General features: G+C 64.4%; 29 protein-coding genes. 14 read left to right on the top strand and 15 right to left on the bottom strand.

All coding sequences use genetic code 11. From position 1 onward, the window contains the following. Positions 1-29 precede the first annotated feature (29 nt). Positions 30-1,703 carry an NRAMP family divalent metal transporter gene (locus WA317_RS18445; protein WP_425174412.1) on the top strand — a complete coding sequence of 558 codons (1,674 nt, stop codon included), beginning with the start codon at positions 30-32 and terminating at the stop codon, positions 1,701-1,703. A 42-nt stretch (positions 1,704-1,745) separates the two neighbouring features. Here the strand turns inward: WA317_RS18445 and WA317_RS18440 are convergent, their stop codons facing one another. The 5 genes from WA317_RS18440 to WA317_RS18420 all read right to left on the bottom strand — a co-directional run bounded on the left by WA317_RS18440 (position 1,746) and on the right by WA317_RS18420 (position 7,324). Then, complete coding sequence (locus tag WA317_RS18440) at positions 1,746-2,693, bottom strand: NADP-dependent oxidoreductase (protein WP_425174409.1); 948 nt, start codon at positions 2,691-2,693, stop codon at positions 1,746-1,748. A 171-nt stretch (positions 2,694-2,864) separates the two neighbouring features. Then, complete coding sequence (locus WA317_RS18435; protein WP_425174408.1) at positions 2,865-3,617, bottom strand: L,D-transpeptidase; 753 nt, start codon at positions 3,615-3,617, stop codon at positions 2,865-2,867. A gap of 137 nt (positions 3,618-3,754) precedes the next feature. Continuing rightward, positions 3,755-5,914 (bottom strand): elongation factor G-like protein EF-G2, encoded by a 2,160-nt coding sequence (locus tag WA317_RS18430; RefSeq protein ID WP_425174407.1) that lies wholly within the window; start codon positions 5,912-5,914, stop codon positions 3,755-3,757. A 107-nt stretch (positions 5,915-6,021) separates the two neighbouring features. Next, on the bottom strand, positions 6,022-6,429 hold the full coding sequence (locus WA317_RS18425) for a TIGR03668 family PPOX class F420-dependent oxidoreductase (protein WP_425174406.1): 408 nt from the start codon (positions 6,427-6,429) through the stop codon (positions 6,022-6,024). A 133-nt stretch (positions 6,430-6,562) separates the two neighbouring features. Next, entirely contained in the window at positions 6,563-7,324 is a 762-nt protein-coding gene (locus WA317_RS18420; protein WP_425174405.1) for an SDR family NAD(P)-dependent oxidoreductase, read from the bottom strand. A 425-nt stretch (positions 7,325-7,749) separates the two neighbouring features. Here WA317_RS18420 and WA317_RS18415 point away from each other — a divergent pair, with 425 nt between their 5' ends. The 4 genes from WA317_RS18415 to WA317_RS18400 all read left to right on the top strand — a co-directional run bounded on the left by WA317_RS18415 (position 7,750) and on the right by WA317_RS18400 (position 12,816). Then, positions 7,750-8,829, top strand: a complete 1,080-nt coding sequence (locus WA317_RS18415) for a S1C family serine protease (RefSeq protein ID WP_425174404.1) — start codon at positions 7,750-7,752, stop codon at positions 8,827-8,829. Positions 8,830-8,925: 96 nt separating this feature from the next. Next, entirely contained in the window at positions 8,926-10,695 is a 1,770-nt protein-coding gene (treS, locus tag WA317_RS18410; RefSeq protein ID WP_425174403.1) for a maltose alpha-D-glucosyltransferase, read from the top strand. Next, entirely contained in the window at positions 10,692-12,008 is a 1,317-nt protein-coding gene (locus tag WA317_RS18405) for a maltokinase N-terminal cap-like domain-containing protein (RefSeq protein WP_425174402.1), read from the top strand. The genes treS and WA317_RS18405 overlap by 4 nt, the downstream gene beginning before the upstream one ends. Positions 12,009-12,135: 127 nt before the next feature. Next, entirely contained in the window at positions 12,136-12,816 is a 681-nt protein-coding gene (locus WA317_RS18400; RefSeq protein ID WP_425174401.1) for a YoaK family protein, read from the top strand. A 79-nt stretch (positions 12,817-12,895) separates the two neighbouring features. On the opposite strand, the gene ag85C is transcribed toward WA317_RS18400, so the two are convergent. The 6 genes from ag85C to WA317_RS18370 all read right to left on the bottom strand — a co-directional run bounded on the left by ag85C (position 12,896) and on the right by WA317_RS18370 (position 16,838). Further along, positions 12,896-13,888, bottom strand: coding sequence for a diacylglycerol acyltransferase/mycolyltransferase Ag85C (gene ag85C, locus WA317_RS18395; protein WP_425174400.1), 993 nt, complete (start codon positions 13,886-13,888; stop codon positions 12,896-12,898). A 164-nt stretch (positions 13,889-14,052) separates the two neighbouring features. Continuing rightward, complete coding sequence (locus tag WA317_RS18390) at positions 14,053-14,871, bottom strand: ABC transporter permease (RefSeq protein ID WP_425174399.1); 819 nt, start codon at positions 14,869-14,871, stop codon at positions 14,053-14,055. Further along, positions 14,861-15,679, bottom strand: a complete 819-nt coding sequence (locus WA317_RS18385; RefSeq protein ID WP_425174398.1) for an ATP-binding cassette domain-containing protein — start codon at positions 15,677-15,679, stop codon at positions 14,861-14,863. The genes WA317_RS18390 and WA317_RS18385 overlap by 11 nt, the downstream gene beginning before the upstream one ends. Then, entirely contained in the window at positions 15,676-16,137 is a 462-nt protein-coding gene (locus WA317_RS18380; protein WP_425174397.1) for a MarR family winged helix-turn-helix transcriptional regulator, read from the bottom strand. Before WA317_RS18380 ends, WA317_RS18385 begins: the two co-directional genes overlap by 4 nt. A gap of 18 nt (positions 16,138-16,155) precedes the next feature. Continuing rightward, positions 16,156-16,653 (bottom strand): metallophosphoesterase family protein, encoded by a 498-nt coding sequence (locus tag WA317_RS18375; RefSeq protein WP_425174396.1) that lies wholly within the window; start codon positions 16,651-16,653, stop codon positions 16,156-16,158. 11 nt (positions 16,654-16,664) lie between these two features. Then, the gene (locus WA317_RS18370; protein WP_425174395.1) at positions 16,665-16,838 is read right to left on the bottom strand and encodes a hypothetical protein; all 174 of its coding nucleotides are present in this window, start codon (positions 16,836-16,838) and stop codon (positions 16,665-16,667) included. A gap of 140 nt (positions 16,839-16,978) precedes the next feature. Here WA317_RS18370 and WA317_RS18365 point away from each other — a divergent pair, with 140 nt between their 5' ends. Next, positions 16,979-17,434, top strand: coding sequence for a MaoC family dehydratase (locus tag WA317_RS18365; RefSeq protein ID WP_425174394.1), 456 nt, complete (start codon positions 16,979-16,981; stop codon positions 17,432-17,434). Positions 17,435-17,442: 8 nt separating this feature from the next. On the opposite strand, the gene WA317_RS18360 is transcribed toward WA317_RS18365, so the two are convergent. Beyond that, positions 17,443-18,741: an acyl-CoA dehydrogenase family protein gene (locus tag WA317_RS18360; RefSeq protein WP_425174411.1), complete on the bottom strand. Its 1,299-nt coding sequence runs from the start codon at positions 18,739-18,741 to the stop codon at positions 17,443-17,445. Between the two features lie 81 nt (positions 18,742-18,822). Between WA317_RS18360 and WA317_RS18355 the strand changes: the two genes are divergently transcribed. Further along, the gene (locus tag WA317_RS18355) at positions 18,823-19,449 is read left to right on the top strand and encodes a GNAT family N-acetyltransferase (RefSeq protein ID WP_425174393.1); all 627 of its coding nucleotides are present in this window, start codon (positions 18,823-18,825) and stop codon (positions 19,447-19,449) included. A gap of 41 nt (positions 19,450-19,490) precedes the next feature. Further along, on the top strand, positions 19,491-19,856 hold the full coding sequence (locus tag WA317_RS18350) for a hypothetical protein (protein WP_425174392.1): 366 nt from the start codon (positions 19,491-19,493) through the stop codon (positions 19,854-19,856). A 27-nt stretch (positions 19,857-19,883) separates the two neighbouring features. Here WA317_RS18350 and WA317_RS18345 read toward each other — a convergent pair whose 3' ends face one another. Then, entirely contained in the window at positions 19,884-20,558 is a 675-nt protein-coding gene (locus WA317_RS18345) for a TetR family transcriptional regulator (RefSeq protein ID WP_425174410.1), read from the bottom strand. 69 nt (positions 20,559-20,627) lie between these two features. Here WA317_RS18345 and WA317_RS18340 point away from each other — a divergent pair, with 69 nt between their 5' ends. From WA317_RS18340 to WA317_RS18330, 3 genes are all read left to right on the top strand, one after another. Beyond that, positions 20,628-21,698, top strand: coding sequence for a flavin reductase family protein (locus WA317_RS18340; RefSeq protein ID WP_425174391.1), 1,071 nt, complete (start codon positions 20,628-20,630; stop codon positions 21,696-21,698). A gap of 46 nt (positions 21,699-21,744) precedes the next feature. Beyond that, entirely contained in the window at positions 21,745-22,857 is a 1,113-nt protein-coding gene (locus WA317_RS18335) for a fatty acid desaturase family protein (protein ID WP_425174390.1), read from the top strand. A gap of 209 nt (positions 22,858-23,066) precedes the next feature. Beyond that, entirely contained in the window at positions 23,067-23,534 is a 468-nt protein-coding gene (locus WA317_RS18330; RefSeq protein ID WP_425174389.1) for a YiiD C-terminal domain-containing protein, read from the top strand. 13 nt (positions 23,535-23,547) lie between these two features. On the opposite strand, the gene msrA is transcribed toward WA317_RS18330, so the two are convergent. Then, a complete protein-coding gene (gene msrA, locus WA317_RS18325; protein ID WP_425174388.1) occupies positions 23,548-24,063 on the bottom strand; it encodes a peptide-methionine (S)-S-oxide reductase MsrA in 516 nt (171 codons plus the stop codon). Positions 24,064-24,182: 119 nt separating this feature from the next. Between msrA and WA317_RS18320 the strand changes: the two genes are divergently transcribed. From WA317_RS18320 to WA317_RS18310, 3 genes are all read left to right on the top strand, one after another. Continuing rightward, positions 24,183-24,689: a nuclear transport factor 2 family protein gene (locus tag WA317_RS18320; RefSeq protein WP_425174387.1), complete on the top strand. Its 507-nt coding sequence runs from the start codon at positions 24,183-24,185 to the stop codon at positions 24,687-24,689. Further along, positions 24,686-25,714, top strand: coding sequence for an NAD-dependent epimerase/dehydratase family protein (locus WA317_RS18315; protein WP_425174386.1), 1,029 nt, complete (start codon positions 24,686-24,688; stop codon positions 25,712-25,714). The genes WA317_RS18320 and WA317_RS18315 overlap by 4 nt, the downstream gene beginning before the upstream one ends. 84 nt (positions 25,715-25,798) lie before the next feature. Further along, entirely contained in the window at positions 25,799-26,176 is a 378-nt protein-coding gene (locus WA317_RS18310) for a DUF427 domain-containing protein (RefSeq protein ID WP_425174385.1), read from the top strand. On the opposite strand, the gene WA317_RS18305 is transcribed toward WA317_RS18310, so the two are convergent. Continuing rightward, positions 26,173-26,565, bottom strand: a complete 393-nt coding sequence (locus WA317_RS18305) for a nuclear transport factor 2 family protein (RefSeq protein WP_425174384.1) — start codon at positions 26,563-26,565, stop codon at positions 26,173-26,175. The genes WA317_RS18310 and WA317_RS18305 overlap by 4 nt on opposite strands. Positions 26,566-26,639 lie beyond the last annotated feature (74 nt).

The following is a 26,639-nucleotide window of genomic DNA, read 5'->3' as shown; positions in this document are numbered from 1 at the left end:
GGGCAGTCCCCGGCCCGCCGGATGCAGCGGTGTTGGATTCGGCCCACGCGGGTGACATCGTCGGAGCGTTCGGCCGCATTCGGCGCGACGCCACCGGCGCTGGACGCAACCGCCGGCAACGGCTGCGGATGCTGTTGGTGATCGCCGGGCCGGGCCTGATCGTGATGGTGGGCGACAACGATGCCGGCGGGGTGGCGACCTACTCGCAGGCCGGGCAGAACTACGGCATGAAACTGTTGTGGACTCTGGCACTGCTGATCCCGGTGCTTTACGTCAACCAGGAGATGGTGCTGCGCCTGGGCGCGGTCACCCGGGTCGGGCATGCCCGGCTGATCTTCGAACGGTTCGGCAAGTTCTGGGGTGCGTTCAGCGTTGGAGACTTGTTGATCCTCAACGCTTTGACGATCGTCACCGAATTCATCGGAGTCTCGCTGGCGCTCGGATTCCTGGGCTGCCCGAAACTGATCGCGATACCCGCAGCAGCGGTGTTGCTGTTCGCGGTGGTGGCCGGTGGCTCATTCCGGCGCTGGGAGCAACTGATGTTCGTGCTGATCGCGGTGAACATCGCAGTGATTCCGCTTGCGTTGTCCGTGCACCCGAGCATCGCCATCAGCATGCACGGCCTGGTTCCCCAGCTTCCCGGACACAGCGACTCGGTTGTGCTGATGGTCGTCATGGCGATCGTGGGCACCACCGTCGCGCCGTGGCAGTTGTTCTTCCAGCAATCCAATGTCGTGGACAAGCGCATCACCCCGCGCTGGATTCCGTACGGGCGAGCCGACCTCGTCATCGGCATCGTCGGAGTGATGGGCGGTGCTGTCGCGCTGATGGCGGCAACCGCCTTCGGGCTCGGCGGCACCGCCGCAGCGGGCAAGTTCACCGACGCCGGTGCGGTCGCGTCGTACCTGTCCCACCACGTCGGGCACCCGGTCGGCGTCCTGTTCGCGGTCGTCTTGCTCGACGCGTCGCTGATCGGCGCGAACTGCGTCGGGCTCGCCACCACCTACGCTCTGGGCGACACGATGGGCAGACCGCATTCGTTGCACTGGAAGATCACCGAGGCGCCGCTGTTCTACGCCAGCTATGCTGCGCTGCTGACCGTTTCAGCCGCGGTCGCGTTCAGTCCCGACCATGTCCTGGGTCTCATCACTCAAGGGGTGCAGGCCCTCGCCGGTGTGCTACTACCGGCGGCCACCGTCTTTCTGGTGCTGCTGTGCAATGACCGTTCGGTGATGGGCCCGTGGGTCAACACTTCTCGGCAGAACACTTTGGCGTGGCTGATCGTCTGGTCGCTGCTGGTGTTGTCCCTGATGCTGACCGCGGTGACGTTCTTCCCCGACCTGTCGACGGCCACCATGGTTTCCGGGCTAGGTCTCGGCGCGGCGACCGGCGCTGTGGGCGCCGTCGCAGTTCTCACCGCCAATTGGCGAGCCCATCGAAGTGAAGCGACCGACACCGTGCCATTCGGCGCGCTGGACCTCGATGCGGTGGCAGAACTCGACGACCTGCCCAAGCTGACCCGCGCCCAACGCAAGTCTGTCCGCGACGAGGTCAGGGCAGGTTGGACGACCCCGGTGCTGGCAACACTTGACCGGCCGGTCATGTCGCCGTCGCGCCGCGTCGCACTGTTCACGCTGCGCGGCTATCTGGTTGTCGCCTGCACGCTCGTGGTGTTCAGGATGGTTCAGGCTGGTATCAGCTGAGCCGTCGAATCGTCAGACAGCACAGCGCTCCAACACGTCTGATCAACCTTGCGGAAGCAGGACGATCTTGCCGTGCGTATGGCGTTGCTCCAGTTCCGCGAAGGCGTCGGCCACCCGGTCGAGGGGATACGTGGCGGCGATGTCGAAGTCGACGGCGCCGCCGGCGACCAGGTCGGCAACCTCCGCCAAGACTTCGGGCGTCGACGCATCGGTGCTGCCTTCGGTCTTGGCACCCACTTCAGCAGCCTTCTGGAAGGAGATGATCGTCTCGATCCGATCGGGCGGCACACCAAGGTTTACCGCCAGTTGCACATAATCGGGACCGAACAGATCGATGAACGCGTCGACTCCGTCCGGTGCGGCCTCGCGCAGCCGGTCTTGCAGGCCCTGCAGGCCGAAGCCGTATTCGATCGGGATGACATCGTGAGCCTGCAGCCAGTCGGCGCTGTTCTGCGAAGCGATACCGAGCACCCGCGCCTGGCGTCGCACCAGCAGTTGCACCACCAGACTGCCGACTCCGCCGGCCGCCGCCGACACGGCTACCGTCTCACCGGGTTGCGAAGCCACCGCGCGAACCGCGGCATAGGCGGTCGCGCCGACGACATACAGCGAACCCGCTGCCTCCCAACTCATGTCAGCAGGTTTCCTGATCAGCTGGTCCACCGGGACCGTCGTGTGGGTGGCGTGGCTGGAGCGGCTGAGGCTGAAACCGAGAACTTCGTCGCCGACGGCGAATTCGGTGACCCCAGGGCCTACCTCAGCCACCACTCCGGCCAGGTCGCTGCCCTCACCGGAGGGGAATGTCGCGGGGAACACCTCATGCATCGCTCCGGTCCGGATCGCCGCCTCACCCGGGTTGATGCCCGCGGCCCGCACTTCGACCAACACTTCGCCGGGACCGGGCTCAGGCGTGTCGATTTCCGCCACGTACAACACGTCACGATCGCCGTAACGGTCGAACCGCACTGCGCGGGCCTTCCCAGATGTCATTCCGATCCTCCTCAAAGCACAGCCCGGGCGGCTCGCCGTCGTCTCAATCGCGATTACCACCGGTCGGCCTCGCGTGAGGCCACCTCGTTTTCTTTCAGCGCCAACTCAACGCCGCACCCGTGCATTCCCCGCGACAGGCGGAAGCCACACACGCCCGAGCCTGAGAGTCGATTACTGGACGATGATCGGGTCGCCGATGTGGACGGTGTCGAAGTACCAGGCGGCGTTGTCCGGGCTGAGGTTGATACAGCCGTGGCTGACGTTCGAATAACCCTGTGAATCCACCGACCACGGCGCCGAATGCACGTATACGCCGCTCCAGGTCACGCGCACGGCGTACTGTCCCTGGATCAAGTAGCCCTCGGATGAGCTCAGCGGGATGCCGATGGTTCGTGAATCGAAGGTGACGGTGCGCTGCTTCTCCAGGGCCGTGAATGAACCACGCGGGGTGGGACGACTGGGTTTGCCCATCGACGCAGGCATCGTGCGCAGCACCTCGCCGTCGACGCTGACGGTGAATGTGTGCGCGGCAACGTCGGCGACGCCCAATACCGCCGAGCCGGTTTCAAAACCGGTGGACAGGCCGTGCACTTCTATCACAACGTGGCTGTGGGCAGGCCAGTAGGTGTCTGGAACCCATTGCACGACAGCGTCACTGACCCAGTCGAAATGGCCGGTCGGGCGGCCCGGCGAAAAGACTTTGATGGTCCGCTCCGCTGCCCGGCGATCGGCGACGGGTCCGTTGAACGTCACGATGACCGGGTGCCCGACACCGACAACCTCGCCTGATGTGGGTTGAACCGACGCGACGACAGGATCCGGTATCGACGGCGCGACTGCTGCTGTGCTCAGGCTGCCCGACCCGGCCAGCGTCAGCGCCAAGGCGCCCGCCGCGGCGGCGGCCAACCGAATCACGCTACGCACGGTCCAAATCCCTTCGATACGGCCCGATGACCAGGACACCACCATAGTTGCGTGGAAGTTACCCAATCAGCATATTGAGCAAACTGGCAGCTGTCGCCGGCACCCGAGCGACCGGATGGAGGTGGCCAGAGGCTTGTTCAGTCGGCCGGCTTGATTCGGGCGGCAGCGGACTCGGGCATCGGTTCGTAACGAACATACGAGCGGGTGAACGACGCGGCGCCGTGCGACAACGAGCGTAAGTCGATGGCATAGCGGGTAAGTTCTACCTGCGGGACTTCGGCTTGGACCGCGGTGCGCTCGCCGCCCGCGGTTTCGGTGCCGAGAACGCGGCCGCGACGCCCGGACAGGTCACCCATCACCGTGCCGACCAGGTCGTCGGGTACCTCGACGGATACCTCGTCGATCGGCTCGAGCAAGCTCACCTTGGTGGCGGCGGCGGCGTCCTTGAGCGCCAGTGCGCCCGCCATCTGGAAGGCGAAGTCCGACGAGTCGACACTGTGCGCCTTGCCGTCGAGCAAGGTGACTCGGATGTCGACGACCGGATAACCGGCGTGGACACCCTTGTCCATCTGAGCACGGACACCTTTTTCCACACTGGGTATGAACTGCCGCGGCACCGCACCGCCGACGACCTTATCGTGGAACTCGAATCCGGAACCTTCCGGCAGCGCCTCGACTTCGATGTCGCAGACGGCGTACTGACCGTGTCCGCCGGACTGCTTGACGTGGCGGCCATGGCCTTTCGCCTTGCCGGCGAACGTTTCCCGTAGCGGGACGCGAAGCTCCACCATGTCGACGGTCACGCCGTACCGGTTGGCCAAAGCGTCGAGTACCACACCGGCATGCGCCTCGCCCATGCACCACAGCACAATTTGGTGGGTCTCCCTATTCTGCTCGATGCGCAGGGTTGGGTCCTCAGCGGCCAGCCGTCCCAATCCGACCGACAGCTTGTCCTCGTCGGTTTTGGCGTGCGCCGCAATTGCGATGGGCAGCAACGGCTCTGGCATAGTCCACGGTTTGAGCACCAAGGGATCGGACTTGTCGGACAGGGTGTCGCCGGTTTCGGCCCGGCTGAGTCGACCGATCGCGCAGATGTCGCCGGCCGGCACAACCACAGCGGGACGCTGTTGCTTACCGAGTGGGAACGACAGGGTGCCGATGCGCTCGTCCTCATCGTGATCGGCGTGTGAGCTCGCGGAGCCGGCGCCGGGCCCGGCTGGCGATCCGAAGAAAGACGTGAAATGGCCTGACACGTGCACCGTCGCATCGGGTTTGATGGTGCCGGCGAAAACCCGGACGAGACTGACCCGCCCGACATACTGGTCTGACGTCGTTTTGATCACCTCAGCGAGCAACGGTCCCTCGGCGGTACAAGCCAGGCCGCCGCGCAAAGCGCCCTGCGGTGTGAAGACCTCGGACCGTGGGTGTTCCAGCGGCGAAGGAAACGCTCTGGTGGTGATCTCCAGCAATTCGACGGTGCCGACACCGGTTCCACTGCAGACCGGCAGCACGGGAAAGAACTTGCCGCCGGCTACCGCTTTCTCTAAGTCCTCGATGAGCACCGACCCATCGATGGTTTCACCACCGAGGTAACGCTCCATCAGGGATTCGTCTTCGGACTCCTCGATGATTCCCTCGATCAGCGTGCCGCGCTGCTCTTCGATCTGCTCAGCGTAGGACTCGTCCGGCGGGTGAATGGTTCGTTTGCCGCCGGTGTAGTCGTAATGGGTTTGCGAGAGCAACCCGATCAGTCCGTCCCCGGCCGGCAGATACAACGGTAAAACCCTGTCGCCGAAAGCGTTCCATGCGGCGGCCAGTGCGCTCTGGTAGTCGGCTCGGGCGTGATCGAGTTTGGTGATCACGACTGCGCGTGGCATGCCCACCTGGTCGCACTCCTGCCACAGGGACTTGGTCGGCTCGTCGACGCCCTCGTTCGCCGCGATCACGAAAAGCGCGCAGTCGGCGCCGCGCAGACCGGCACGTAATTCGCCCACGAAGTCGGCGTATCCCGGTGTGTCGATGAAGTTGACCTTGATGCCGTCATGCGACAACGACGCCAAGGCGAGTCCCACCGTTCGTTGCTGGCGGATCTCTGCCTCCTCGTAGTCGCACACCGTGGTGCCGTCGACGACCGAGCCGGGACGGGACAGCACGCCGGAAGCGACCAGCAGGGCTTCGATCAAAGTGGTCTTGCCGCCGCCCGACGGACCCACGAGCACCACATTGCGGACGGCGGCCGGACTGCCCGCAACCGGAGCGGCTCCTTGACCTGAAGAGTTGGTCGCCTTATCGGCCATGACGTACCTCCTCGTACCCCATTGGACTCAGTAAGTCACCTTCCCCCTTCCCACCCGGCCAGCACAAGACTTGGCGATGAACCCGCCATCGGCTGAGAGAACCGCGATCAGGAGTGCCAGCTCGACCAGCGTTGCACGGCGACGGCGATAACCGGGCCGCCAAGCGAAACTGTCTGATACTGGGGGTATTTGGCACGCAGCGCGTCGTACCCGGCGCGCATGACGTCGCCGTCGCGGTGGATGGACGCGACACCGTCCACCCGAACCCACCACAACTGCGTCCAGTCGTCGTCGTAATGGTCGACGAGGAAGCTCACACTGGGGTTGTGTTCGATGTTGGCCAACCGGCGCAGTTTTCGCGTCGTCTTTGGTTTAGCGTCGACCGCGGTGAACACCACGTCGTCGAGCACAGCGAACACCACCGGCACCAGGTGCGGTTTTCCGCCGGGTGTCACAGTGGCCAGCCGGGCGCTCGGCGCCTGGGCGAATCGCGTTTCCGGGTCAAAGTCGACCACCGGGTCAGCTTAGCGGCGATCGCGAGTGCGGCTGGAAGCCGGGCGAAGCGGGTCGCCGCCATCAGTCCAGCGGCGATCGCGAGTGCGGCTGGAAGCCGGGCGAAGCGGGTCGCCATTAGTTCAAGCCTCAGTGTCAGCTGATGGTGAGGCCGCCGTCGACGACGATGGTTTGTCCCGTCACGTAACCGGCAGCCGGCGAAGCCAGCCAGACGGCGGTGGCGGCGAGTTCGGCCGCGTCACCCATCCGGCCGAGAATTAGCCGGTGCGACTGACTTTCCAGGTAGCCTGGCTTGTACTCGTCGGTCATCTCGGACTTGAAGAAACCCGGGGCCAACGCGTTGACCCGGATGCCTTTGCGCGCACCCCACTGCTGGGCGAGATCGCGGGTCAGTCCGGTGATGGCCGCCTTGCTCGCGCTGTAGGCGGCTTGCGGCAGATCGGCGGTGGTGAAGCCCAGCACACTGGAGATGTTGATGATCGAGCTGCCAGGCTGCATCACCCGGCCGCAAGCCTGGGCCATCCAGTAGGCGCCGTGAAGGTTGACTTCGATCACCGATCGGAACTGTTCCGGGGTCTCGCGGGTCGCCGGCACCGCGGTGCCCTTACCGGCGTTGTTGATCAACACGTCGACGTGACCGAAAGTCTGGATCGCCGCATCGACCAGTTGCCGGCACTGCTCGGGCACGCTGACGTCGGTGGCTATCGACAGCGCCTTGCGTCCGGCAGCTTCCACCAGCGCAGCGGTCGCCTGCAGTTTGTCGGCACGGCGCGCACCGATCACCACATCGGCACCCGCCTCGGCGAAGGCCTGGGCGAAAGACACCCCCAGCCCCGAGGACCCTCCGGTGACGACCACCACCTTGTCGTCGAGCCGGAATGACTCGAGAACACCCATTCGCTACCGCACCTTCCGCTTGTCAACCGGCCCGAACGCGCGGCCGCCAGCCGCTATGCCGAGTCCCTTAGGGGCGACCTCGTCGCGGCGGCGTCGCTTCTTGCACATGTTCGCATCTGTGCACCGCCGGCGGCGAGGGCGCTCGGGACGACTCGAACAATTCCCGCTCCCGAATTACATCTCGACCTAATGCGTGGGTGATTTGAGTCACCGGCGGGTAATTCGTTTGCCGAGCCGATGGTGCGGTTATTCCCTTGCGGTGCTAAACCGGCACCTCCCCGACGATTGAAGATTGACGGTCTTCGAAGAGCCGTTCAAGGCCGTGCAGTCTAGGGTGAAGGGTCGAAAGCGCATGTCGTGGCCTGACCGCTTCGACGTTTGCAAGTCGTACGTCATCAGTCGTACGCCTATCGAGAGGTGACGGAATGAGCAGGAACCACCGCTGCACGCAGCGACGAAATTGGTCGTCGTGCGCGGCCAGTTTGACTGCCTTGATCGCCGCGGCGGTATTCGGCCTGGCGCCGGCGCAGGCGGCACCGACGGGTTCGCCGGCTCCGTTGCCGCAGGCGCCCGCTCCGCCGGTCGACCCGTTGGCAACGGTGTCGCAGGTCGGGCCGGAGATCGTCGACATCGACACCAAACTGGGCTACCAGGGTGCGGTCGGCGCCGGAACCGGCATCGTGATAGATCCCGGCGGCGTGGTGCTCACCAACAACCATGTCGTCGCAGGTGCCACCGACATCAGCGCCCGTGACATCGGTAACGGGCAGACTTACCCGGTCGACGTCATCGGGTACGACCGGACGAACGACATCGCCGTGTTGCAGCTCGGCGGCGCCGGCGGCCTGCCGGTCGCCAACATCGGCAACTCCTCCGGGGTGTCGGTCGGCCAGCCGATCGTGTCGCTGGGCAACGCTGGCGGTGTCGGTGGAACCCCGAGCGCGGTCGCGGGCCGGGTGATCGGGGTGAACCAGACGGTGTCGGCGTCCGACTCGCTGACCGGCACCACCGAGACCCTGAACGGGTTGATCCAGGTCGACGCTGCAATCCGTCCCGGTGACTCCGGCGGGCCGACTGTCAACAGCGCCAACCAGGTGATCGGCGTCAACACCGCCGCCTCGGACAACTTCAAGCTGGGTCGCGGAGAAGGTTTCGCGATCCCGATCAACCGGGCGATGGCGATCGCCGGCCAGATCCGGTCCGGCGCCGGCGCGGGCACCGTGCACGTCGGTCCCACCGGATTTCTCGGCGTCGGCGTCAACGACGCCAACGGCGGAGGGGCCGCGATCGCGCAGGTGATCCCGGACGGTCCGGCCGCCGGAGCAGGCCTCGGGCAGGGATCAGTGATCACGTCCGTCAACGGCAGTCCCGTCAACTCGGCCACCGCGCTGACCAACCTCCTCGACCAGCACCACCCGGGTGACACGGTCACCCTGGGTGTGCTCGAAGGCCCGGGCGGGCCGCGGTCTGTCCCCGTGACGTTGGCGCCGGGACCGCCCGGCTGATAGTCCGTGCGGACGCCAACAAATTGCGGCCCTCAATTCGTTTGGCACGCATAGTGTTTTCGGTGCGTGCTCTCGGGTACCTGTAAGCTCGTGGACTTGACCAGGAACTCTAACGACAACGTCGAACACGATCCCGCAGAGGGCAGTCACGTCCAGGCCGGTGTGGTCGAGCATCCCACCGCCGACGACTTCGCCGACGCCCGGGAGATACCGGCCGACCCGACCTGGTTCAAGCGCGCAGTCTTCTACGAAGTGCTGGTCCGGGCGTTCTACGACTCCAACGGCGACGGATTCGGTGACCTGCGCGGCCTGACCGAGCGGATCGACTACCTGCGATGGCTCGGCATCGACTGCATCTGGCTGCCGCCGTTCTACGATTCACCGCTGCGCGACGGCGGCTACGACATTCGCGACTTTTACAAGGTGCTACCGGAGTTCGGCACCGTCGATGACTTCGTCGAACTCCTCGACGCGGCTCACCGCCGCGGCATCCGGGTCATCACCGACCTGGTGATGAACCACACATCAGACTCGCACCCGTGGTTTCAGGAGTCCCGGCGCGACCCGGACGGGCCGTACGGTGACTATTACGTCTGGAGCGAGACCAGTGACAAATACGCCGACGCGCGGATCATCTTCGTCGACACCGAAGATTCCAACTGGACCTATGATCCGGTCCGCCGTCAGTTCTACTGGCACCGGTTCTTCTCTCATCAGCCGGATCTGAACTACGACAACCCCGCTGTCCAGGACGCGATGCTTGACGTCATCCGGTTCTGGCTCGACGTCGGCATCGACGGATTCCGACTGGACGCCGTGCCCTACCTCTTCGAGCGGGAGGGCACCAACTGCGAAAATCTGCCCGAGACGCATGCATTCCTCAAGCGTGTCCGCCAGGTCGTCGACGATGAGTTTCCGGGTCGGGTCTTGCTGGCCGAGGCCAATCAGTGGCCCAGTGATGTCGTCGAGTACTTCGGCGATCCCGATACCGGCGGCGATGAATGCCACATGGCGTTCCACTTTCCACTGATGCCGCGCATCTTCATGGCGGTGCGCCGCGAATCGCGCTTCCCGATTTCGGAGGTCATGGCACATACGCCGCCCATCCCGAAGATGGCGCAGTGGGGCATCTTTTTGCGTAACCACGACGAGCTGACCCTGGAAATGGTCACCGACGAGGAACGCGACTACATGTACTCCGAGTACGCGAAAGATCCGCGGATGAAGGCGAATGTCGGAATTCGTCGACGGCTGGCCCCGCTGTTGGAAAAGGACCGCAACCAGATCGAGTTGTTCACCGCGCTGTTGCTGTCGCTGCCGGGCTCTCCGGTCATGTATTACGGCGACGAGATCGGCATGGGCGACGTCATCTGGCTAGGCGACCGCGACGGGGTTCGCACACCGATGCAGTGGACCCCGGACCGCAACGCCGGGTTTTCCACCGCCAATCCCGGTCGGCTGTACGTGCCGCCTAGCCAGGATCCGGTCTACGGCTACCAGACTGTGAACGTGGAGGCCCAACGCGACACCTCGACATCGCTGCTGAACTGGACGCGCACCATGTTGGCGGTGCGACGTCGGCACGATGCCTTCGCCACCGGCACCTTCCGGGAACTGGGCGGGTCCAACCCGTCGGTGCTGGCGTACGCCCGGGAATCCGACCAAGACGTCGTGCTCTGCGTGAACAACCTGTCCCGCTTTCCCCAGCCGATTGAGCTGAACCTGCAGCACTGGAACAACTACACACCGGTCGAATTGACCGGGCGAGTGGCCTTCCCGCGCATCGGCCACCTGCCGTACCTGCTGACATTGCCAGGCCACGGTTTTTACTGGTTCCAGCTATGCGAGTCTGAGGAGACGCAATGAAGTTGCCGTTCTCGGAATGGCTTCCGCAGCAACGGTGGTATGCCGGCCGCAGCCGGCAACTGTCGTCCGCCGAGGCTGGCCTGACCGTTCCGCTGCGCAACGACCTGGACCTGGTGTTGGTTGACGTCGCCTATACCGACGGCTCGTCAGAGCGCTATCAGGTCATCGTCCGGTGGGATTCCGGGCCGGTCTCCGAGTACAGCACGGTGGCGACGATCGGCTCCGACAACGACCGGACAGCCTATGACGCTCTGTACGATCCGGCGGCGACGCAGTACCTGCTGTCGCTGCTCGACTCGTCAGCGGTGCTCGGCGACGTAAAGTTCGCCAAGGAGCCCGGTGTCTCGTTGCCGCTCGAGGCGGAGCCATACGTGTCGGAGGCCGAGCAGAGCAACTCCAGCGTGATCTTCGAACAAGATGCGGTTTTCAAGATGTTCCGCCGGGTCAGCAGCGGCATCAACCCCGACATCGAGCTGAACCGCGTCCTCGGCCGGGCCGGTAATCCGCATGTGGCCAGGCTGCTGGGCTCATACGAGCTGGATGCCGCCGACGACGAGACCATCCCGCTGGGCATGGTGACCGCGTTCGCCGCCAACGCCGCCGAAGGCTGGGCGACCGCCACCGCGAGCGTGCGCGACCTGTTTGCCGAGGGCGATTTGTACGCGTACGAGGTCGGCGGGGACTTCGCGGGCGAGTCCTACCGGCTGGGCGAGGCGGTGGCCTCGGTGCACGCCACCCTGGCCGACCAGCTGGGCGCGTCGCAAGCCACGTTCCCGGTCGACACCATGCTGGAAAGGCTGTCGTCGACGGCCAGCTCGGTGCCCGAGCTGAGGGACTACGTGGCGACGATCGGCGAGCGGTTCCGCAAGCTGACCGGTGAGACGATTACGGTGCAGCGGGTGCACGGTGACCTCCACCTGGGTCAGGTGCTGCGGACACCGGAGACCTGGCTGCTGATCGACTTCGAGGGCGAGCCCGGTCAGCCGCTCGAAGAGCGGCGGGCACCGGATTCCCCGCTGCGTGATGTGGCGGGCGTGCTGCGCTCCTACGAATACGCCGCCTACGGGCCGCTGGTCGACCAGTCGGCCGACAAGCAGCTCGCTGCGCGCGCCCGCGAATGGGTCGAGCGCAACCAGGCTGCGTTCTGTGACGGTTACGCCGCGGCGTCGGGCAGCGATCCGCGTGACTCGGCTTTGGTGCTGGGCGCCTACGAGCTGGACAAGGCGGTTTACGAAGCGGGCTACGAGTCGCGGCACCGGCCGAGCTGGGTGCCCATTCCGCTGCGGGCGATCGCCCGGATCACCACGGCGTAACCGGCAGGCCGCACCGAGTGTTTGAACCGGCTGGGCACTCGACTTGACTTTGGCCTGACTTGAATTTGGCATGAAGCTGGCCGCTCGCGGCGCCTGAACAAGTCTGGATCTGGAAACATCGGTTTGCGTGATCCGTTCGAAGTTCAACAGCGAGGAAAAACTGTCCTGGGTGCTGGCCGCGCTGGCCGGGCTGCTGGGCGCGACGGCGTTCGCCCACTCCTCTGGTTACCTGGTGACCTACATGACGGGCAACACCCAGCGAGCGGTGCTGGGCTACTTCCTGGACGAAAAGTGGCGAGCGGTATCAGCGGCGATCGTGCTGGCGGCCTTTCTCGCCGGTGTGGTCAGCGCGTCACTGTGCCGCCGCTATCTGTGGTCGCATCGACCGCACGGGGCCACGGTGCTCACCACCCTGGCCCTCGTGCTCGCCACTGTCTTGGACGTCATCATCGGTGGTGAGTGTCCCCATCCACTTGCATTGCTGCCCATCGTCTTTGTCGCTTTCGGCATCGGCGCGCTGAACACCACGTTCGTCGAGAACGGTGAGGTGTCGATCCCGTTGAGTTACGTCACCGGCACGTTGGTGAAGCTGGGGCAAGGAATCGAACGCCACCTCAGCGGCGGCGAAATCTGGGACTGGCTGGGATATTTCCTGCTGCTCGGCGGCTTCGTGTCCGGCGCCGGTGTCGGCGGGTTTGTCAGCCTGGTCACCGACGGCAGCGAGATGCTGGCGATCGCCGCTGTGATCTGTGCAGTGACGACCGGGTATACGTTCTCCTACGCCGATCGGCGTGGTATTTGGAAGTAGTTGGAGGAAACCCCGGTACGGCCGGACAACGGCAACGGCAGCAGCGCAGCGCGGCGCTGCTGCCGATGCGTTCGCCGTGTCAGCTGGCGTTCGGCGCGCCGCCCAGCACCCGCTGGATGTCCGGCTTCATGGCCACCAGCTGTGTGTTCCAGTAAGGCCAGTCGTGTGTGCCGTCGGTGGGAAAATTGAACACCCCGTTGTTGCCTCCGGCGGCCATGTAGTTGTCCCGGAAAGTCTGGTTGGTTCGCAGCGTGAAGCTTTCCAGGAATTTGGCCGGCATGTTGTCACCGCCGAGTTCGCTGGGCTTGCCGCTGCCGCAGTAGACCCAGACCCGAGTGTTGTTCTGCACCAACCGCGGAATCTGAACCGTCGGGTCGTTGCGCTTCCACGCCGGATCGCTCGAAGGGCCCCACATGCTGTTGGCGCTGTAATGGCCGGCGTCGTTCATCGCCAGGCCGATCATCGTCGGCCACCACCCCTCCGAAGGGTTGAGGAAGCCGGATAGCGATGCGGCGTAGGGAAACTGCTGCGGGTAGTAGGCGGCCAGGATGAGCGCGGATCCACCCGACATTGAAAGACCGACCGCTGCATTGCCCGCCGGGGAGACACCCTTATTCGCCTCCAGCCATCCGGGCATCTCCCTGGTCAGGAACGTCTCCCACTTGTAGGTGTAGTCCTGACCGTTGCCTTGTGACGGCTGATACCAGTCGGTGTAGAAACTTGATTGGCCGCCCACCGGCATGATGACCGACAGGCCGGACTGGTAGTACTCCTCGAACGCCGGAGTGTTGATGTCCCAGCCGTTGTAGTCATCTTGAGCGCGCAGCCCGTCGAGCAGATATACCCCGTGCGTGCCGCCGCCCTGGAACTGGATTTTGATGTTGCGCCCCATCGAGGGCGAGGGCACCTGCAGATACTGAACTGGCAGACCCGGTTTGGAGAAGGCGCCCGCAGTCGCCGAGTCGCCGACGACACCGGCAAGCCCGGGCAACAGGGCAGTGCCTATGGCCGCGATCGTCAGCCGGCGCGGCAAACCGGCCGCTGCGCCACGCAACTTTTCAACGAACTTCATAGCTCCTACCCATCCCAACTTTCGTCTGTCGCATTGTGCGGTTTACTGGCTGTCTTCGGCAGTGAAACACAGCGGGACGGGTCAGGAGCAATGTCGACGCCGAGGCATGACGTCGCAGTTGACTAACGATTGAGAGTCGGCTGAGACTCGGCCTGCGCTTGAGCTCAGCGCACCAGCCGCCGCAGCAGCGCCGATGCGGTCGCGATGCCCAGGCCGGCCGCCACCGCGAGAACGACAAGGTCCAGCGGATTGAAGGGGGTTCCGATCAACAACGCGCGCAACGCATTAACCTCGTAGCTGAGTGGATTCACGGTGCTGAGTGCCCGCAGCCAAGCTGGCATCACGTCAACCGGGTACAGCGCGTTGGAGGCGAAGAACAACGGCATTGTGATGGCTTGGCCGATTCCCATCAAGCGGTCACGGTTGCGCACCAGTCCGGCCAGAGTCATCGACAAGCAGGCGAAGAACGCTGCCCCGAGGACCACCACCGCCATCGCGGCCAGGATGCGCAGCGGATTGACAGTCAGGTGCACGCCCATCACATAAGCCAGCACCAGTACACCGATGACCTGGGCGACCGAACGAACACCCGCGGCAAAAGACTTGCCGCTGACCAGAGCTGAGACCGGGGCCGGTGTCACCATGAGTTTGGCCAAGATGCCGGCGTCTCGCTCCCAGATGATCTGAATGCCATAGAAGATCGAGATGAACAGCGCTGACTGGGCGATGATGCCGGGCGCCAGAAACGCCAGATAAGACACCGAACCGGTGTTGAGAGCATGCAAGTGGCTGAATGTCGTACCGAAGATCAGCAACCACAACGCCGGCTGCACCATGCGGGTGACCAGCTCGGTGCGGTCATGCTGCAGTTTCTGCAATTCAACGATCGCGAAAGTAACTACGCTGATCAGTGTTTGGCGGATGCGATGCCAACCCTGAGGGGCACCGGTGAGGCGGGTGCTCGGTGCTTGTTCAACTGACACGACGGGCAACCCGTCTACTGGAACGTATTTCGCTTAGCCGCGGCGACGGCGTCTCGTCGGTCAGGTCGGATCCGGCGTAATGGCGGAAGACGTCTTCGAGCGTGGCGTCCGGCGCGACGGTCGACTTCAATTCGGTGGGTGCGCCGACAGCCTGCAAGCGACCCCGATGCATGAGCGCAACGCGGTCGCACAACGCATCGGCCTCTTCCATGTAGTGAGTGGTCAACAACACCGTCATGCCCAATTCAGCTTGCATGCTGCGCACCTGGCTCCAGACGCTGTCGCGCGCAATAGGGTCCAGCCCCACCGTCGGCTCGTCGAGAATCAGCAGCGACGGCCGATTGACCAGCGCCTGGGCTAATTCCAAACGACGCACCATGCCGCCGGAGTAGGTAGCGGCCACCTGATCGGCCACGTCGAGCAACTGCATGGCGGCCAGCGCCTCTTCCACACGGCCGGACCGATCGGCGCGCCGCACACCGTAGAGCCGGGCGAACCACTCGACGTTCTGGCGCCCGGTGAGAGCCGGCTCGATCGAAAGTTGCTGTGGCACATATCCGATGTTGCTGCGGATGTCCAACGCGTGCCGGCGGGCGTCGAGGCCGAAGATGCGCAGCTCGCCGCGCTGCACCGGAGTCAAGGTGATCAGCATGCGCACCAGTGTGGTTTTGCCCGCGCCATTGGGTCCGAGCAGACCCATGGTCTCACCCGCCTGGACCTGCATGGTCACCTCGTCGACTGCGGTGAATTGACCGTAGCGGTACGTCAACCCCCGACAATGGACAGCGATCGATTCGGTTCTGCTCATGTCGAGCGTTCCTGCAATATTCGGGTCATGTCTTCTAGTACCTCCAAACCTCTGGTTAGGTCTGCGACTTCATTTCGGTCGAGTGTGTCGAGCACTTCGGCGAGCAGCGTTCGGCGTGCGGTCCGCGACGCGTCGACCATTTCTTGAGCCGGCTCGGTGAGCTGCAGCCGGTAAACCCGGCGGTCGGCCGGGTCGACGGCGCGGACCAGTAGGCCGTCACCGGCGAGTTTGGACACCAACGTCGAAGCGGTGTTGGCAACCAGCCCGAGGTCGGCGGCGGCCATGCTGACCGAGATACCCGGCCGCCGCCCGACCAGCCGTAGCAGCTCGGCTTGTGACTCGGTGAGCTGAGCCGACTCGAAACTCCGGCCGGCCGAACGTCGCAGTTGGCGGCGAAACCTTCCGACGACGCTGAACAGCTCGCTCGTCAGGTCGGCGTGTGATTCCACTCCGCCCATAATACCTCTGAGGTAGAGCTATTTGTCGAGTCGATGCAGAACCACATCACCGAGCCCGCTATCGGCGACCGTCGCGGTCATGTAGGTGCAGAACGGTTGGCGTCGGCGATCGGTCGGTGATCCGGGGTTGAGCAGCCGCAGTCCGGTCGGGGTCGTGCTGTCCCAGGGGATGTGGCTGTGGCCGAACACCAGCACATCGCTATCTGGATAGCACTGCGACATCCGCGCCTCGCGGCCGCTGGCCGCTCCCGTTTCATGCACGACGGTCAAACGCAGGCCGCCCATCGTCACGTCGGCACGCTCGGGCAATCGTGAGCGCAGCTCAGGCCCGTCGTTGTTTCCCCAGCACGCCACCAGCCGCGCCGCCCGGTCCTCGAGGGTGTCCAGCAAGTGTGGCGCCACCCAGTCACCGGCGTGAATGACGACGTCGGCCTCGGCCACTTCAGCCCATACCCGGCCAGGCAGATCCCGTGCCCGCTTGGGGACGTGGGTGTCAGCCAGCAGCAGCAGCCTCACCCGCGGCGCGCTTACTCTTGTTGGGCCCGAGCTTCGGCGCCGGTTTCGCCCACATCCATGGCGTCGTCGTTGAACGTCCGCCCGACGTAGGTGCCGTCCTCGCCGGCCTTGCCGGCCCGGGATTGCGCCTGGTGGTCCTCGGCTTCAACGTCCGACTCGGGTTTGTGGTGCTTGTCTTCAGTCATGCTCAAGAGTTTCCTTCCAGTGCCGTAATCGGCAGCCCGTCGTGGCTACCCCTGCGCAAAGCACAGCGAAACATCGTGACGGCCGGTGTGACCGGCACGACTATCATCGAAGACCGGCAACCAGAGCAGAGGAGAGACCATTGCGCACCTTCGATTCGGTCGCTGAACTTGGTGCCGCCAAAGGCGAAGAGATCGGGCACAGCGAGTGGGTGACCATCACCCAGGAGGACGTCAACCTTTTCGCCGACGCGACCGGGGATCACCAGTGGATCCACGTCGACCCGGAAAAGGCGGCGGCGGGCCCGTTCGGTGGGACGATCGCCCACGGCTTCATGACACTGTCGCTGCTGCCGCGGTTGCAGCACCAGATCTACACCGTCAACGGCATCAAGCTCGCAGTCAACTACGGCCTGAACAAGGTTCGTTTCCCGTCACCGGTCCCGGTCGGGTCGAAGGTGCGCGCCCGCAGTTCCCTGGTCGACGTCGAGGATCTCGGCAACGGCGCGGTGCAGGCGACGGTGTCGACGACGGTGGAGATCGAGGGTGCAGCCAAACCGGCGTGTGTGGTCGAAAGCATCGTGCGCTACATCTCCTGAGCGTCGGATCAGAATTCGGCGGCCGCGTGTTCGAGGCGCTCGGCAAGTCGTGCCTGCGCCTCGGCTCGCCGGCTCGGCAGGTGCTGAGACGGGAAAAGCGTTGACACCGGCTCGTATTCGCGCAGGGTTCGACGTGCCACGGTCATCTTGTGCAGTTCGGTCGCGCCGTCGGCGATGCCGAGGGACTCAGCGGCGACCAGCATTTTGACGAACGGCATCTCGTTGGAGACACCCAGCGCGCCGTGCAGGTGCATGGCCCGTTGCACGACGTCGTGCAGCACCGTGGGCATGGCCACCTTGACCGCGGCGATGTCGCGTCGCACCTTCTGGTAGTCCTGATGTCTGTCGATCAACCAGGCGGTGCGTAGCACCAGTAGCCGGAATTGCTCGATCTGCAGCCAGCTGTCGGCGATCTTCTCCTGCGTCATCTGGAGGTCACCCAGCCGGCCGAACCGGGTCTGGCGTGACACCGCACGCTCGCACATCATGTCGAAGGCCCGCTTGGCGAGCGCAATGGTGCGCATGGCGTGGTGGACCCGGCCACCGCCCAGCCGCGTCTGCGCGATCGCGAACGCCTGGCCCGCACCGCCGAGCAGGTGGTCGTCGGGCACCCGCACGTCTGTGTAGCGGACGTAGCCGTGGGTGGCGTGGTTCGACGACTCGCCGCCAACCCCGACGTGACGCACGATCTCGATACCCGGCGTCTGAGCCGGAACGATGAACAGCGACATCTTCTCCCGAGTGCGGGCATCGGGGTTTGTGACGGCCATGACGATGAAGAACGATGCGTGTCGGGCGTTGGTGGAGAACCACTTCTCGCCGTTGATCACCCACGAGTCGCCGTCCCGGTGCGCGTGGGTGACGAACAGCCCCGGGTCTGATCCACCCTGCGGTTCGGTCATCGAATAGCAGGAAGTGATCTCCCCGTCGAGCAGCGGCTGCAGGTAGCGGGCTTTCTGTTCGTCGGTGCCGAACAACGCGAGGATCTCGGCATTACCCGAATCGGGCGCCTGCGAGCCGAACACCGACGGCGCCCAGCGCGACCGGCCGATGATCTCGTTGAGCAGCGCCAACTTGACCTGACCATAGCCTTGGCCGCCGAGTTCAGGCCGCAGGTGAGCCGCCCACAGACCCTGGTCTTTCACCTTCTGCTGTAACGGCCGCAGCACCGCCATGGTTTCGGGGTTCTTCTTGTCGTAGGGATCGAGCGCCACCAGATCCAGCGGCTCGACCTCGTCGACCAAGAACCCGTCGACCCAGTCCAACTTCTTCTGATACTCGGGTTCGGTTTCGAAATCCCACACGATTCGGCCTTCTGTCAGTGACGGACAACGTTGAGCTTAAGTCCTGCCGAGCGGCAGTCAGCCGTTGTCGCTAGCCTGACGTCAGTGACGATCGACGTCCGCTCCGCAGCACAAGCCGATGTTCGCGAACTGTCCGCCACGCTGGGCCGGGCCTTCTACGACGATCCGGTGGCGATTTGGATGCTGCCCGGCGAAGATTCACGCACAGCTCGTTTGAGCAAGTTCTTCGCGACTATGACCCGACACCATCACCTGGCCGGTGGCGGCGTGGAAGTGGCCTTTGAAGAAACCAGCGCCGGGACAGGTATCGGCGCAGCGGCGCTCTGGGACCCGCCGAACCGGTGGCGACACTCGCCTGGCGAGCAACTGAAGATGATGCCGTCGTTCATCATCGGGTTCGGTCTGCGGCTGGCGCTCGGTCGCAAGCTGACCCAACTGCTGGAGTCGATGAAGCGCGAACACCCGGAAGAGCCGCACTGGTATCTCGCCACGATCGGAAGCGACACCAACGTCCGCGGTCGCGGCTTCGGCCAGGCGTTGATGCGGTCGCGGTTGGACCGGTGCGACGCCGAACACGCCCCGGCCTACCTGGAGTCCAGCAGGCCGGAGAACATCCCGTACTACGAACGCTTCGGCTTCGCGGTGACTGGCGAGATCGTGATCCCCGGCGGCGGGCCGACCTTGTGGCCGATGTGGCGTCCACCGCGCTAGCAGTCCGTTTAGTGACCGGAGTCGACGGGCAACCGGTGCCCATGGCGACAGACACTGGCGGCGGACTCGACCCCTCGGATTTCCCGGAGGAGGGCGGTCCCGGCGACACGCTGAACCAGAGCGAGTCCTTGGACTCCGACGAGGTGCACAACGACGACGGTGACATCGTCGTGGACCCGCCCGAGGGCTGGAGCGGCGTCGACAAGTTCGGCATCACCGGGCGTGAAGAGCGTGAGGGCGAACCGCTCGACGACCGCCTCGCCGCCGAAGAACCCGAAGTCACCGACGTCAACGAGGAAGTCCTGGACGACGGCCCGCCGGGACGCGCGCATCGCGGCCAGATCGACGGGGCTCCAGAGGACGGTGATTCGCTCTTCGAGGTCGTGGACGAGAGCGGCACTCCGTAAGGCGGCCTATTGGACTTTGGCTGCCCGTCAGGGGCTAGTGCGCCAGGCGGTGACTCCGACGACGATCATCCGCAGCTGTTTGACCGCGATGCGCCGGATCTCCTCGAGCGCGTCGGAGCTCTGAGCATCTTCGATGGCCTCGGCGATGACAATCATGGAATTCACGAACAAAGTCGCCAGAATGTTGAGGTCCTCCGTGCTCCATTCGTGAAGCTCGGGAAAGCGCGCCAGATCGGTTGCCAGTTCCGAGGTGATGAGCCGGATTTCGGTGCGAATGGCGTAGCGCAACACGGTGACACCGCTGGAGCGCTCTCGGCCGATGAAGCGCCAGTGCTCACGCCGCTCGGCCACACTCGCAACCAGGATTTCGACGGACGACTCGATCACCCGGTTCGTGTCGATCCTGCCAGCGCGCGCGCCGCGCAGCATATCGCGCAGCGTTCGAAACGATTCGTCGATCAGGACCAGTCCCAACGCTTCCATCGACTCGAAGTGCCGATAAAACGCCGCGGGCACGATGCCGGCCTCCCGCGTCACTTCACGCAGACTCAGACCGCTGAAGCTATGGTCGCCGAGGAGCTTCAATGCCGCTGCCACAATCGCCCGCCGGGTCGCCTCTTTGCGCTCCACCCGGGAGGGACTTTCTCGGGTGCGGTCGTGGCTTACCCGGTGTGAACGTGAGCTAGGCGTACGGCTGTTCACTATGTGAACCCTAACACAGACCAGCATAAACACTTGACGACGTGGACTTGTTCGCTAAGCTGTGTACACATGTTCACCCAGACTCTTTCTCGAAGCGTTAGCCGGCGGGTGCTGGGGTCCCGCCTGGTAGACCTCCTTACCGGACCACACGGCGTCGACCGGTACACCGAGCTGGTGGATGCGGCCTGGACGCTGAGCGAGGCTCGCGCCAAGGTTGTCGCGGTCCGCCGAACCACCCCGCGCAGCGTCACGCTCATCCTTGCTCCTAACGCAGCGTTCCCTGTTCACACTTTAAAGGCCGGTCAATACGTCAGCGTCACCGTTGAGGTCGACGGCCGCCGCCATACCCGCTGCTATTCCCCGGCGAACGCCGAGGGTGCGCTCACCCTGGAGCTGACCGTCGGCCAGCACGATAACGGCGTGGTCTCGTCCTACCTTTACGAGCAGGCCCGTCCCGGGATGGTGCTGGGCCTGAGCGGCGTCGGCGGCGACTTCACGCTGCCCCGTCGTCGTCCGCGGCGCACCCTGTTCGTCTCCGGCGGCAGCGGCGTCACACCGGTGATGGCGATGCTGCGGACGCTGATCGCCGAAGGACACAACGGCGAGATCGCGTTCATCCATTACGCGCGTACTCCTGCAGAGGCGTGTTACCGCGACGAGCTGGCCGCGATGCCAGGGGTTCGGGTGTTGCACGGCTACACCCGCTTGGGTGCGGGTGACCTGTGCGGTCGGTTCGGCCCTGACCACCTGGCCGCGGCCATGCCGTCGCCGGAAGCCGTGTTCGTCTGCGGTCCCACCGCTTTGGTGGATGCCGTTCGCGAACACTGCCCGACTGCACATTCGGAAAGCTTCGTCGGACCGGTCACCGAGCTGCCCGCAAAGCCGTCCGGCGGCCGAGTGAAATTTGCGAGCAGCGGTATCGAGGTCGCCGACGATGGCCGTGCGCTGCTCGATCAGGCCGAAGCGGCCGGCCTGACACCGGAGAGCGGATGCCGGATGGGTATCTGCCACACCTGCACGCGGCGCAAGACGGCCGGCGTCGTGCGCAACCTGACCACCGGCGGCGTTTCGACGAACCCCGGCGAAGACGTGCAGATCTGCGTGTCCGTACCCGTCGGTCATGTCGAAATCGCCCTCTAGCTCAATCCAATAGCTCAATCCAATAAGCAGACTTGGAGGAGTAACCATGACACAGCCCACGATCACCCTGACTTCCGAGCAGGCCGACGCCTTTGGCCGTGAACTCGACGCCATCAAGGAACGCGTGCTGGCCGATCTCGGTGAACGCGATGCCGACTACATCCGCCGTGTCATCAAAGCCCAACGGACCCTTGAAGTCGGCGGGCGCGCGCTGCTGTGCGCCGGCATCCTGCCGCCCGCCTGGCTGGCGGGCACCGCGATGCTCGGACTGTCGAAGATCCTCGACAACATGGAAATCGGCCACAATGTGATGCACGGCCAATACGACTGGATGCGCGACCCGGCGATCAGCGGTCGGGCATTCGAATGGGACACCGCCTGCCCGGCCGACCAATGGCGGCACTCGCACAACTACATGCACCACACCCACACCAACATCGTGGGAATGGACCGCGACATCGGTTACGGCATATTGCGGATGAGCGAAGACCAGCCCTGGGAGCCATACTTCCTGGGCAACCCGGTCTACGCTTTCCTGCTGATGGTGCTGTTCCAATACGGCGTTGCGCTGCACGAACTGGAAACCGAGCGCATCCGCGCCGGCGAGATCACCGTCGCCGACAAACGCGAAGTGCTCCAAGGTATCTGGCGCAAGACCCGCCGCCAGATGCTGAAGGACTACGTGGCGTTTCCGCTGCTGGCCGGGCCGTTCGCACCGTTTGTGTTCGCCGGCAATCTCTCGGCCAACCTGGTCCGCAACGTGTGGTCCTACATGATCATCTTCTGCGGCCACTTCCCCGATGGCACGCAGGAATTCACTGTCGAAGAGACACAGAACGAGTCCCGCGGAAGGTGGTACTTCCGGCAGGTCCTCGGCTCGGCAAACCTGACCGGCGGCAAACTCTTCCATTTGTTGTCCGGCAACCTGTCGCATCAGATCGAACACCATTTGTTCCCCGATGTGCCGGCGCACCGGTACGCCGAGATCGCGCCGGAGGTTCGCGAGATCTGCCGGCGCTATGGCATCCCCTACAACGCGGGATCGCTGCCCAGGCAGTTCGGTACCGTCGTCCGCAAGATTTTGAAGCTGACTTTGCCGACGAAGAAGCGGGCCGGCGGTGACGAGTCGGTCGCCGCTGAGCAACCGATCGCGGCCTGAGCTAAGCCGCGCGCCGAGACGGCGCTGAAGGGCGTGATTTTCCGAAAGTCAATGCCCTGCAGGCTGTCTCACGAACTTGATACGGCCGCAGGCTCGGGAGCCGGCTCCGCGCGAAAAGTGGCACGCGCGAGGTGTCGCCTTCACATCGAAGGACGGCGGCCCGATCGTGGTGCGTCGCCGTACCGGTTGAAGCGAGACGATAACCCGCTATGACGGCCACAGGCGACGCAGCTGAGCTCCTCGAGATAATCAACGGCGCTATGGAAAACACGATCCTGCTGGCGCACAAGATAGGGCTGCGAGTCGTCGAGGCGGGCCGTGGCCACGCCGCCGTCACCGTGCCGGCCGAAGGCAACGGCAACCACTTCGGCGTCGTCTACGCAGGAGCGCAATTCACCGCAGCCGAAATCCTCGGCGGGATCATCGGATTGACCACCTTCGACAGAGCCAAATACTTTCCGCTGGTCAAAAATGTGGACATCAAATTCGTCGGCATGGCCCGATCGGATCTTCGGGCCGCGGCCAGCCTCGACGACGGCACCATTTCACGCGTCGAGGCCGAAGCCGCGGAGAAGGGCAAAGCCGACTTCGATCTGGAAGCCGTGGTCACCGACGCCGATGGTCAGACCGTGGCCACGACTCGCGGCCGCTACCAGCTACGCGCGCACGGCTTGTGAGCGCTGCCGGCCGTCAGCTCTCGACTGCGGCCCGCCGCGGCAATGTCCAGCCCGGCCGGATGTAGTGGCAGGTGTACCCACTGGGGAAGCGCTCCAGGTAATCCTGGTGCTCGGGCTCGGCCTCCCAGAAGTCACCGGCGGGACTGACTTCAGTGACCACCTTGCCGGGCCATAGGCCCGAGGCCTCGACGTCGGCGATGGTGTCCAGGGCAATCTGCTTCTGCTGTTCGTCGACATAGAAGATGGCCGAGCGGTAGCTGGCACCGAGGTCGTTGCCCTGCCGGTTCTTCGTTGTCGGGTCGTGAATTTGGAAGAAGAACTCCAGCAGTGTGCGGTAATCCGTGAGCTGCGGGTCGTAAACGATTTCAATGGCCTCGGCGTGTCTGCCGTGACTGCGGTACGTCGCATTGGGCGTATCGCCGCCGGTGTAGCCGACCCGGGTCGACATCACGCCGGGCTGTTTGCGGATCAAATCTTGCATACCCCAGAAGCAGCCACCGGCCAGGATGGCCTTGCTGTAATTGCTCATTCGTATCGCTCCTTGATCCCCGATCGTGGAGGGACGTACCTCCTTGCTAGGCTACACAGGATTTTCCGCCGCCGACGTCGGCAAACAATGCCGCCGACCCACACGCGCGAGGTGCTCGGGTGACGACTCCGTTGTTCAGCCGCGAGGAGCTGTCGGCGGCGTTCGAGAGATTCGAGCGGACCGTTGCCCAGGCTGCGGAAAGCCGCGACTGGGACACCTGGGTCGAGCACTACACGCCGGATGTCGAATACATCGAACACGCGGCGGGCACCATGCAGGGCCGCGACGAAGTACGCTCCTGGATTCGCGCGACTATGACGACCTTTCCCGGCAGTCACATGGTCGCGTTTCCGTCACTGTGGTCGGTTATCGACGAGTTTACCGGGCGAATCATCTGCGAATTGGACAACCCGATGGTGGACCCCGGTGACGGCGCCACCATCAGCGCGACGAACATCTCCATCATCACCTACGCCGGCGACGACCACTGGTGTCGGCAGGAAGACGTCTACAACCCGCTGCGCTTCGTGCAGGCGGCGCTGAAGTGGTGCAACAAGGCGCAAGCATTGGGCACACTCGACGACGACGCCGCGGAATTCCTGCAGCGGTACGGAGGCAGACCATGACTGCCCCACCCAAATTGGTCATCGGCGCCAACGGTTTCCTGGGCTCGCATGTCACCCGCCAACTCGTTGGTGACGGTGCTGATGTGCGGGTCATGGTGCGATCCGGCGCTGACACCCGCAGTATCGACGACCTGCCGGTCACCAAATTTCACGGCGATGTCTTCGATTCCGGCACGTTGCGTTCCGCGATGGACGGTTGTGACGACGTGTACTACTGCGTCGTCGACACCCGAGCGTGGCTGCGCGATACGGCGCCGCTTTTTCGCACCAACGTCGAGGGCACCCGCAACGTGCTGGAAGTGGCCCTGGAAGTGGCCAAGGACACCGGCCTGCACCGGTTCGTTTTCACCAGCTCCTATGCGACGGTCGGCCGACGGCACGGCCACCTGGCCACCGAAAACGATCAGATAAATCGACGCCGGCTCACCCCGTACATCGAGTCCCGGCTGCAGGCCGAATACCTCGTGCTGCGCTGCGCGAAAGAACGTGGCCTGCCCGCCGTCGCGATGTGCGTCTCCACGACCTACGGCAGCGGCGATTGGGGCCGCACTCCACATGGCGCGTTCATCGCCGGGGCGGTGTTCGGCAAACTGCCCTTCACGATGAACGGCATTCATTTGGAAGTGGTCGGGGTCGACGACGCCGCCAGGGCGCTGATCCTGGCTGCCGAACGTGGCCGCAACGGCGAGCGATACCTGATCTCCGAGAAGCTGATTGCGTTGCGGGAGGTGGTGCGAATCGCCGCGGACGAGGCCGGCGTACCGCCGCCGCGGCGGTCGATTTCGGTGCCCGCACTCTACGCGCTGGGTGCGCTCGGCACCCTCAGGGCCCGCTTCACCGGAAAGGACGCAGAGCTCAGTCTGGCGTCGGTGCGGATGATGCGCGCCGAAGCACCCGTCGACCACAGCAAGGCGGTGCGCGAACTGGGCTGGCAGCCCAGACCGGTCGAAGAATCCATCCGCGAGGCCGCGCGGTTCTGGGCGCAGCTCAAAAGCGCTCGAGGCAAAAGCGCTACGCCGGGCTGAAAACCGTTGCGGTCGGTCCGGCATGGGGAATGTTGGCCGTCGGTGGGTGTTACATCTCGTATCCGCACCCAAGGAGATGTCACCATGAGCAACCGGCCAGTCCTGGAACCCAGCGCCAAGCACCCGATCACCATCGAACCGACAAACGGCCGCGTCCGGGTTCGCGTCAATGGCCAGATGGTTGCGGACACCGACGCCGCACTGCAGTTGAAGGAATCCAGTTACGCTGCGGTGCAATATATTCCATTCAGTGACGTGGCGCAGGATGTGCTGACCCGCACGGACACCAGCACCTACTGTCCGTTCAAGGGCGACGCCAGCTACTACAGCGTGACCGCCGCCGGCGACACCGTCGACGACGTCATCTGGACCTATGAGCACCCATATCCCGCGGTTGCGGCGATCGCCGGTCACGTGGCGTTCTATCCGGACAAGGCCGAAGTCAGCGTCGACGCTGACTAAGACGTGATGTCCGGCAGAGCCTCCGCCGCCCGGGTGTCGCTGTACTCCCGGATCGACACGATCAGGCCGTCACGGGTCTCGAAGAAGAAGACGTACGGGCTGTCGTAGCGGCTGCCGTTGGCAGTGATGCCTTCACCCTGCGCCTCGAGCACCACACTGTCGACGTCGTGAACGCAGCGGATCAGGTGCAGCGAGATCTCGACCTGCCTTCTGCGCAGCTCGATTCGCCGCCGCAGTGCCGCCTTGTCGAGGTAAGCCCGGTCAGCGATGCTCCAGTAGGTGAAGTCGTCGTTGAGCAACTCGAAGCATTCGTCGACCTCGCCGTCGCCCAGGCACTGTAGGAACATCCACGCCAGCTCAGCCTGGGGATTGTCGAACGGCGTGGTCATAGGCGCCGCTCCTCCTCATCGCTTCGCTCTGCATCGTCGCTGGCGTGGTCATAGGCGCCGCTCCTCCTCATCGC

It is taken from the genome of Mycobacterium sp., assembly GCF_049802695.1.
Lineage (GTDB): Bacteria > Actinomycetota > Actinomycetes > Mycobacteriales > Mycobacteriaceae > Mycobacterium.
Note: the sequence above shows the minus strand (reverse complement) of the source record. Positions and strands in the feature narration are given on the sequence as shown.

Bases quoted from the DNA above. Each gene is read 5' to 3' on its own strand.
- WA317_RS18440 (WP_425174409.1), bottom strand. From the start codon at position 2,693: ATGACATCTGGGAAGGCCCGCGCAGTGCGGTTCGACCGTTACGGCGAT.
- WA317_RS18430 (WP_425174407.1), bottom strand. From the start codon at position 5,914: ATGGCCGATAAGGCGACCAACTCTTCAGGTCAAGGAGCCGCTCCGGTT.
- WA317_RS18420 (WP_425174405.1), bottom strand. From the start codon at position 7,324: ATGGGTGTTCTCGAGTCATTCCGGCTCGACGACAAGGTGGTGGTCGTC.
- WA317_RS18415 (WP_425174404.1), top strand. From the start codon at position 7,750: ATGAGCAGGAACCACCGCTGCACGCAGCGACGAAATTGGTCGTCGTGC.
- WA317_RS18405 (WP_425174402.1), top strand. From the start codon at position 10,692: ATGAAGTTGCCGTTCTCGGAATGGCTTCCGCAGCAACGGTGGTATGCC.
- ag85C (WP_425174400.1), bottom strand. From the start codon at position 13,888: ATGAAGTTCGTTGAAAAGTTGCGTGGCGCAGCGGCCGGTTTGCCGCGC.
- WA317_RS18385 (WP_425174398.1), bottom strand. From the start codon at position 15,679: ATGAGCAGAACCGAATCGATCGCTGTCCATTGTCGGGGGTTGACGTAC.
- WA317_RS18380 (WP_425174397.1), bottom strand. From the start codon at position 16,137: ATGGGCGGAGTGGAATCACACGCCGACCTGACGAGCGAGCTGTTCAGC.
- WA317_RS18370 (WP_425174395.1), bottom strand. From the start codon at position 16,838: ATGACTGAAGACAAGCACCACAAACCCGAGTCGGACGTTGAAGCCGAG.
- WA317_RS18350 (WP_425174392.1), top strand. From the start codon at position 19,491: ATGGCGACAGACACTGGCGGCGGACTCGACCCCTCGGATTTCCCGGAG.
- WA317_RS18340 (WP_425174391.1), top strand. From the start codon at position 20,628: ATGTTCACCCAGACTCTTTCTCGAAGCGTTAGCCGGCGGGTGCTGGGG.
- WA317_RS18335 (WP_425174390.1), top strand. From the start codon at position 21,745: ATGACACAGCCCACGATCACCCTGACTTCCGAGCAGGCCGACGCCTTT.
- WA317_RS18330 (WP_425174389.1), top strand. From the start codon at position 23,067: ATGACGGCCACAGGCGACGCAGCTGAGCTCCTCGAGATAATCAACGGC.
- msrA (WP_425174388.1), bottom strand. From the start codon at position 24,063: ATGAGCAATTACAGCAAGGCCATCCTGGCCGGTGGCTGCTTCTGGGGT.
- WA317_RS18315 (WP_425174386.1), top strand. From the start codon at position 24,686: ATGACTGCCCCACCCAAATTGGTCATCGGCGCCAACGGTTTCCTGGGC.
- WA317_RS18310 (WP_425174385.1), top strand. From the start codon at position 25,799: ATGAGCAACCGGCCAGTCCTGGAACCCAGCGCCAAGCACCCGATCACC.
- WA317_RS18305 (WP_425174384.1), bottom strand. From the start codon at position 26,565: ATGACCACGCCGTTCGACAATCCCCAGGCTGAGCTGGCGTGGATGTTC.